This window comes from Streptomyces sp. SID3343, assembly GCF_009865215.1.
Taxonomy (GTDB): Bacteria; Actinomycetota; Actinomycetes; order Streptomycetales; family Streptomycetaceae; genus Embleya.
On the sequence record NZ_WWJX01000239.1, the window covers coordinates 1 to 7,589 of the forward strand.

Here is a 7,589-nt window from a genome sequence, read left to right on the forward strand (position 1 = left end):
GTTCGCCGTGCTGGACGAGGAGCACGAGAAGCCGACCGACGCCACGACGCGACTGGAACGAACCGTCCGGCGCAGCGTCGAGGTCCTGGCCGAACAACTGCCCTACGTGACGTTGTTGCTCCGGGTGCGCGGCAACAGCGAGGTGGAGCAGCGGGCCTTGGCCCGGCGGCGCGATTTCGACCACCGGGTGGCCGACTTGGTGGCCGAGGCCGCCGCCGAGGGCGGGGTGCGGGACGACATCGATCCCGGTCTGATCAGCAAGTTGCTGTTCGGCACGGTCAATTCGCTCATCGAGTGGTATCGCCCGAGCGGCGCCCTCCCGGTGGGGACCGTGTCCGACGCGCTGGCCACCATCCTCTTCGACGGCCTGCGCGCGCCCGTGAAGGTCGGCGACGGCGGCTGACCGGCGCCGGCATGCCCGCCGTCGGGGACACCGTCCCGTCACCCGATGCGCGGGGCGGTCGCGGCCGGCGGCTCGTGGGAGGTCCCCGGGTCCGCTCATGGGAGGTCTCCGGGTTACTCCTGGGACGGGACGATGACGCGCGGGCCGCGCCGCTTCCGGGGACGACACGCGCCGAGGCGATGAGCGATCACGTCGCACGGAGATCGCCCGGCGGGGTCTGCGGCCCGGCGATCCGATCGGCGCCAGGGCCGATTCCCGCAAGTCGGCCGCCGTGGTCGGGGCCGAAGGACGGGCCGCCCCGGCCGTGGTGCGCACTACGGTCCCGAGGGCAGGCGGTCGCCGATCCGACTTGAGTAATCGGTCAATAACATTTTACTGCATACGCTCGGGCGGATCGCGCGCCGGGCGCAGGTGGACATACTGCGTGCAGGTAGACGCAACTCGGTTCAGGGCAGGCACAACCCGGGTCGATCGACGGGCGAGGGTGGTCCGACAGCCTCCTTCATCGGGATCCTTGACCTGGGTTGAGTCACGTCCTATGTTATTCCTCAATAACATCGAAGGCTCGGTTGGTCGTTGGTCCGACCCGGATGTCCCTACCGAAGGCGGTGGTCGCGAGATGGTCTCGCGGACTTCACCAGGGCCGCAGTTCCCGGACGAGTCCGGCCGGTCCACGTTTCGGGAACCGCGGCACGTCGTCGCCGTGGTCCTCGTGTGGCGAGGGCGCATCGGGATGTTCAAGCGCAGCGGATCCATCCGGCACGATGCCGGACTGTGGCACTGCATCACCGGACATCTGGACGCGCACGGCGACCCGGTACGCCAAGCCGTCCAGGAGATCTGGGAGGAGACCCTGCTCCCCGCCCACGCTCTTGAGCAGTTGACCGAGGGCCGCACGCTGCGTCTGGCCGACTCGCGCGGCGGGCGGGACTGGACCGTGCACACCTTCCTGGCCCGCACCGGTCGGCGCCGGCTCACGCTCAACGAGGAGCACGAGGCGTACCGGTGGGTGCGGCCCCGGAAGCTGCCGCGGTTCGCCGGGCAGGTCGCCTGGCTGACGGACGTCCTGCAGGCGGTCGACTCGACGACGTAGCCGGCCGGAGCGCGTGGCCGCCGCGGTGACCACGGCCCGCCGCTCACCGCAGGGCGCTCGACCCCGTCCAAGTGTCCGGTGTGGCCGCACGGTCGTGCGCCCGCCGGCGGAGCACAACGTGAATTTTCCCAGGCATGGTGCCGAATGTGGAGGTGGTCTGTGATGGTTGCGGAACCGAGGCCGGCCGGTGGCGATGGGGCCGGCCCCGCCCGGGCGGAGGAGCTTGCCGTGCTGGAGTCGGTCGAACGGCGGGTGTTGTGGCTGTCCACCGCGATCGTCGACCACGCCAACCGGGTGCGGCCGAACCCCTCGGGACTGAAGGTGGGCGGTCACCAGGCGTCGAGTGCCTCGATGACGTCGATCATGACGGCGCTGTGGTTCCATACCCTGACCGCCGAGGACCGGGTCTCGGTCAAGCCCCATGCCTCGCCGGTGTTGCACGCGGTCAACTACCTGCTGGGCGAGCTGGACGAGTCCTTTCTGAGCACGCTGCGCGCCTTCGGCGGCCTGCAGAGCTACCCCAGCCGCTCCAAGGACCCCGACCTGGTCGACTACTCCACCGGGTCGGTCGGTATCGGCGCCACCGCTCCCCTGTGGGGCGCCCTCGCCCGTCGTTACGTGCAGGGGCGCTTCGGCGGGGCCGGCACCGGACGCCAGTACTCCCTGCTCGGCGACGCCGAGTTGGACGAAGGCGCAATCTGGGAAGCCGTGCGGGATCCGATGGTGTCGGACCTGGGCGAGGTGGTGTGGATCGTAGACCTCAACCGGCAGTCCCTCGACCGAGTCATCCCCGGTATCGCCGCGGACAGGTTGCAGGGCATGTTCGCCGCGGCAGGCTGGCAGGTGATCCCCCTCAAGTACGGGCACCTGCTCCAGGAGTTGTTCACCCGCCCGGGCGGCGAGGCCCTGCGCGCCCGCATCGACGCCATGGGCAACCCCGAGTACCAGCGCCTGCTGCGGTGTTCCACCGACCGCCTGCGCGAACGCCTGCCCGGCACCGGCGCCGACGCCGGGTCGATCGCGGCGCTGGTCGCGTCCCTGGACGACGCCTCGCTCCGGACAGCGCTGCGCAACCTGGGCGGCCACGACATCGGCGCGTTGATCAACGCCTACGACGCGATCGACGACACCCGACCCACGGTGATCTTCGCGTACACGGTCAAGGGCCATGGGCTGCCCACCGAGGGACACCCGCAGAACCACTCCTCGCTGCTGACGGCCGACCAGGTACGGGCGTTGGCCGATCGCCTCGGAACGGATCCGGACCACCCGTGGACGGGCTTCGCCGAGGGTTCGCCCGAAGCGGCCCGGTGTCCGGCGGTTGCACCGCCCCGAGTACGCGCCCCGCAAACCCCCCGCGGTTCCCGCCGACCTCGGCCGCCCGGCACCCACCGGCACCGGGAACACCCAGCAGGTCCTCGGCCGCGTCCTGTTGGATCTCACCCGCCGGGCCCCGGAGGTGGCGGACCGGATCGTCACCGTCAGCCCGGACGTCAGTTCCTCCACCAACCTCGGCGGCTGGCTCAACAAGGTCGGCGTGTGGTCGCCCACCGAGCGCCCCGACTGGTTCGCCGACGACGCCGAGACCATCCTGCACTGGCGCGAGCGGCCCACGGGACAACACCTGGAACTGGGCATCGCGGAGACCAATCTGGTCGGCCTGCTCGGCGAGTTGGGTGCCACCTGGAGCCGCTGGGGCCGGCCGCTACTGCCCATCGGCGTCGTCTACGATCCCTTCGTCAACCGAGCCCTGGAACCCTGGTCCTTCGGCATCTACGCCGGCGGCCAGTCGATCCTGGTCGGCACGCCCTCCGGCGTCACCCTCGCCCCGGAAGGCGGCGCGCACCAGTCCATCACCACGCCCTCGCTGGGCATCGAACAACCCGGCTGCGTCACCTACGAGCCCGCGTTCGCGCTCGACGCCGAATGGTGCCTGCTCGCAGCGCTCGGCAACCTGGGCAGCCCGGAAGGCAGTTCGGCCTATCTGCGGCTGTCGACCCGACCCGTCGACCAGTCGGCGGCCGCCGTGCCCGGTGACCCGGCGGCCCGTGAACGCCGCCGCCGACACGTCACCGCCGGGGCCTACCGGCTGCGGCAGCACGACACACCCGTGGTGACCCTCGCCGCGATGGGCGCCTTGGTTCCCGAGGCCCTGGCCGCCGCCGACCGGCTCGCCGCTCTCGGGTACGGCGCCGACGTGGTGTGCGTGACCAGCCCCGATCTGCTGTTTCGGGCGCTTCGGGCGCGCCGCGGCCTGTCGAGCGATCCGACCTGGATCCTCGACCGGGTCTTCCCTGTCGACCGGGCCACCCCGATGGTCACCGTCCTGGACGGGCACCCGCACTCGTTGGCCTTCCTGAGCACGATCCGCAACGTCGCGATCAGCACCCTCGGCGTGACCCGGTTCGGCCAGTCCGGGACGATCGAGGACGTCTACCGCTACCACGGCATCGACACGGACAGCATCGTCGGCAGCGCCCTCGACCTGATCGACTGAGCACCCGGGCCGCCCGCCGGGACGACCACTCGGCGCCGGATCCGAAGGGCACCAGGCCCGCGACCCGCAACGGCCGTGACACCCCCACGGGTGTCACGGCCGTTGCGGGTCTTGGTCGGGGTCCGTCGGGTCCGGTGCGGCGTCGAGACGGTGCGGCCGGGCCGGGACCGCCGGACCGCGTGGTGAGCCGGCCGCGGGGACGGCCGAGGTCTGCCAGCCGCTCGCCCCGCCCACCCGTCGAGCGTGAGCACCCTCCGATTCGGCTCGGAGCGCACGCCGGTTCGCCGGTTCCGCCGGGAGCGCACGTGGTTCGCTGGTTCGGCTTGCAGCGCCCGCGGTTCGCTAGTTCGGCTTGGCGCGCACGTGGTTGGCGATCGCCGTGTCGTCGTTCGCGTCGCCGTACATCTCGTCGATGAGCGTTGCGAACGAACGCACTACGGCATTGCGCTTGATCTTGCCGTTCGCGGTCCGCTCACCGCGCTCGACCTCCAGGGGCCGCGGCAGGACACGAAAGTCCTTGAGCTGCTCCACCCGCGCGAAGTCCTCGTTGACCCGGGCGAGTTCGGCTCGCAGGCGTTCGGCAAGCACCTCCGCCGACCGGTCGTCCGCGGTCGTGCTCGGCTCGACCAGGACGGTGAGGTACCTGCGCGCGTCGCCGACGACGATCGCTTCCTGGATCAGTGAGCTCTCCTTCAACCGGGTTTCGATGGGCTGAGGATTGATCGTCTTGCCGCCTCGCGTGATGATCACGTCCTTCTTCCGGCCGATGAGCCGGATATCGCCGTGGGGGGTGCGCTCGATCAGGTCACCGGTGCAGAACCAGCCGTCTCGGAAAGCGGCCTCCGTCTCCTCCGGGTCGCGCCAGTATCCGTCGAAGAGCAACGGCGCGCGGATCAGCATCTCGCCGTCGTCCGCGGCCTCGACCCGGAAGCGGGGGTCCGGGAATTCCCTGCCGATGGTGCCCGGCCGAGGGAACGGCTGGTCGAAATGCGCGATGGGACATCCGGCGGTCTCGGTGAGACCGTAGCTCTCGCGAAGGTCGACCCCCCAGATCTGCCAGATCGCGACGACGCTGTCGGGGATCGCGGCGGATGCGGTGTAGGCAACGCGGATGCGATCCATGCCGACGGTTGCCCGCAACGGCAGGAACACTCGGCGAAGTGCGAGGGCGTACGCGATCCGCAGCGGCACCGAGGGCCGGCGACGGGACCAGCGGTGTTCGGCCACCCTGCGGCCCACCCACATGGCGGCGTCGTAGGCGTGGCGACGCAGGCGCGGGCGGGACTCCGCCCGGGCGACGAGTTCGCCGGCGACCTTCTCGTAGAACCGCGGTGGCCAGACCAGTGCCGTCGGCCGCACCGAGCGCAACGCCTCCTCGTAGTCGGCGATCCGGCAGTACGTGACCACCAGTCGGGACAGCAGCGGCGCGAATACCGACACCACCGCCGGTGCCACGTGGGCCAACGGCAAAAAGCCCACGATGTCGTGCTCGTGGGTGAGGATCCGCGGATAGAGGCCGACGAAGGACTGCACCGAGTGTTGCAGCGTCCGGTGCGAGTGCGTGACGCCCTTCGGCGCCCCGGTGGACCCCGACGTGTAGAAGAGCACGGCGGCGTCGTCGAGGGATCCCGTCGAGACCAAGGCGAACAAGGGATCCGGACTCTTGTCGGCGTGCGGCGCCCCGGCTTCGCACAGCGCCGCCCAGCCGATCCCGTCGATCGCCCGGGGCAGCGGGGGCGGAACGGCGTCGATCCCGACCACCAGCCGCAACGTCGGTGTGCGTTCGGCGATCTCCGCGACCTTGGCGAGTTCGGTCGCACTCTCGCCGACGAAGGCGACCGCTTCGCTGTGCGCGAGGGTCTGCTCGATCTCGGCGGGCGAGTTGGTCGGATACACGCCGATCACGACGCCGCCGACACTTTGCACGGCCAGCGCGGCGAACACCCACTCCGGGCGCGCGCTGCTCATCACCGCGACGCGATCACCGCGGCGCACACCGTGCGCCACCAGGCCGAGCGCGAGTTCGCGCACGCGGTCCAGGTACGACCGCCAGGTGATCGCCTGCGCGACCCCGTTACGCCGATGACGCAACGCAACGACGTCGGGTTCTTTGCTCGCACGATCGAGCAACAACCCCGGTAGCGTCCGCGTCGGTTCGAAATTGGTCATATCCATGACATGGCCTCTCTTGCAGAGCCTACGAGCCCGGGCCCGACGAGGTTCATGTGACCCTCTCCCCGAGAGGGAGGAAGCCACCTCTGTACCAGGTCACCGGGTTGCCGCTACCTGTCCACGCGTCGTGCACGCGACCGATGAGGATCACGTGGTCTCCGCCGGGCACGGCCTGCTCGAACTCGCAACGGACGACGGCCGCCGCGTCGGGCAGCAACGGGCAACCCGCCTCGTCGAGTTCGAACGGGCCGTCCGCGAACTTGTCTTCACCTTTCGTCGCGAACCTCATCGCCAGGTCCGCGTGTGCGGGCGTGACGATGTTCACGACGAACCGCTCGGCCGCCAGGAAAACGGGAAAGCAGTCCGCTCTGCGGTCCAGGCACACCAGAACGAGCGGCGGATCGAGCGACAACGCCGCGAACGAACTCGCGGTGAACCCGTGCGGCGTGCCCGCCTCGCTTCGCGTCGTCACGATCGTCACGCCGGAGGGAAAGCGGGCCAACGCCGCGCGGAAGGCGGCCGCGGCCGGCCCTTGGACTCGATCAGCCATTCCACACCTCGCGGGCGGCTCGGGCGGCGGGGTCGTCGAAGACGGTGCGCGCGTCGGCGACCGTGACGCGGAGCTGCTCCGCGGCCGACCGGCTCGTCGTCCCCGCGTGCAGGGCCCGTTTCAGCGCCGCGAACACGGCGGGCGGGTGCGCCGCTGCCGCCCGCGCGTACGCCGTCGCGGTCGGGAGGAGTTCGTCCTGCTCGACCACGTGGTCGACGATGCCGATCGCCTGCGCCTCGAACGCGTCGACGGCCTCGCCGCCCAACAGCAGGCGCCGGGCCGCGCGGTCGCCCAGCATCTCGCGCACGCGGGCGATTCCCTTCACGGCCGGCAGCATCCCGTGCTTGATCTCGGGGAAGACGAAACGCGCCCCGGCCGACGCGTACACCACGTCGGCGAACAACGCCATCTCGATGCCCCCGCCGACACACCAGCCGTTGACCGCACACACCAGCGGCCGGTGATGGTTCTCCAGTGCGCAGAGCAGTGCGTGAAACGAGGTCATCCGCTCGACCATCGCATCGGCTGCACAGCCGATGGCTTCCTTGATGTCGCCTCCCGCGCAGAAGAAGCGGTCGCCGGCTCCCGTCAGGACCACTGCGGGGGCGTCGGGGCGACCGGCGAGCGTTTCCAGCTTCGCCGTCAGGTCGGCGACGAGCGAGTTGTCGAGCGCGTTCGCGGGCGGGCGGGACAACGTCAATACCACCACGCCGTCCACTTCGTCGAACGCGCGGACGGCGCCGAGCGCTGTGTCGTGCGAGGCTGCGGTCATGATCATCTCCGGTGGCGCGTATCTGGTTGTGGGGCGCCTCGGGTGAGTTCCTCGATCGGGGCCGTCGAGGCGCGAAGGTGGAGCCCGGCGCGCCGGCGCGCC

5 protein-coding genes and 1 pseudogene are annotated in these 7,589 nt (G+C 70.6%); 3 read left to right on the forward strand and 3 right to left on the reverse strand.

Going from position 1 to position 7,589, the window contains the following annotated elements; genetic code table 11:
* The 3 genes and pseudogenes from GT354_RS08535 to GT354_RS08545 all read left to right on the forward strand — a co-directional run.
* Nucleotides 1-403 (forward strand): TetR/AcrR family transcriptional regulator C-terminal domain-containing protein (locus tag GT354_RS08535; RefSeq protein ID WP_272923782.1); only part of this gene is annotated, 403 nt, incomplete at its 5' end.
* 619 nt (nt 404-1,022) lie between these two features.
* Nucleotides 1,023-1,496: an NUDIX domain-containing protein gene (locus GT354_RS08540; protein WP_161355656.1), complete on the forward strand. Its 474-nt coding sequence runs from the start codon at nt 1,023-1,025 to the stop codon at nt 1,494-1,496.
* A gap of 144 nt (nt 1,497-1,640) precedes the next feature.
* Nucleotides 1,641-3,993 (forward strand): annotated as a pseudogene (locus tag GT354_RS08545) (pyruvate dehydrogenase).
* 342 nt (nt 3,994-4,335) lie between these two features.
* Here GT354_RS08545 and GT354_RS08550 read toward each other — a convergent pair.
* Genes GT354_RS08550 through GT354_RS08560 form a run of 3 tightly spaced genes read right to left on the reverse strand, consistent with a single transcriptional unit; the run spans nt 4,336 to nt 7,487 of the window.
* The gene (locus tag GT354_RS08550; RefSeq protein ID WP_346011931.1) at nt 4,336-6,168 is read right to left on the reverse strand and encodes an AMP-binding protein; all 1,833 of its coding nucleotides are present in this window, start codon (nt 6,166-6,168) and stop codon (nt 4,336-4,338) included.
* A gap of 46 nt (nt 6,169-6,214) precedes the next feature.
* The gene (locus GT354_RS08555) at nt 6,215-6,715 is read right to left on the reverse strand and encodes a flavin reductase family protein (protein ID WP_161355658.1); all 501 of its coding nucleotides are present in this window, start codon (nt 6,713-6,715) and stop codon (nt 6,215-6,217) included.
* Nucleotides 6,708-7,487: an enoyl-CoA hydratase/isomerase family protein gene (locus GT354_RS08560; RefSeq protein WP_161355659.1), complete on the reverse strand. Its 780-nt coding sequence runs from the start codon at nt 7,485-7,487 to the stop codon at nt 6,708-6,710. The genes GT354_RS08555 and GT354_RS08560 overlap by 8 nt, the downstream gene beginning before the upstream one ends.
* Between the last annotated feature and the right edge of the window lie 102 nt (nt 7,488-7,589).

Bases quoted from the DNA above. Each gene is read 5' to 3' on its own strand.
- GT354_RS08560 (WP_161355659.1), bottom strand. From the start codon at position 7,487: ATGACCGCAGCCTCGCACGACACAGCGCTCGGCGCCGTCCGCGCGTTC.
- GT354_RS08540 (WP_161355656.1), top strand. From the start codon at position 1,023: ATGGTCTCGCGGACTTCACCAGGGCCGCAGTTCCCGGACGAGTCCGGC.
- GT354_RS08550 (WP_346011931.1), bottom strand. From the start codon at position 6,168: ATGGATATGACCAATTTCGAACCGACGCGGACGCTACCGGGGTTGTTG.
- GT354_RS08555 (WP_161355658.1), bottom strand. From the start codon at position 6,715: ATGGCTGATCGAGTCCAAGGGCCGGCCGCGGCCGCCTTCCGCGCGGCG.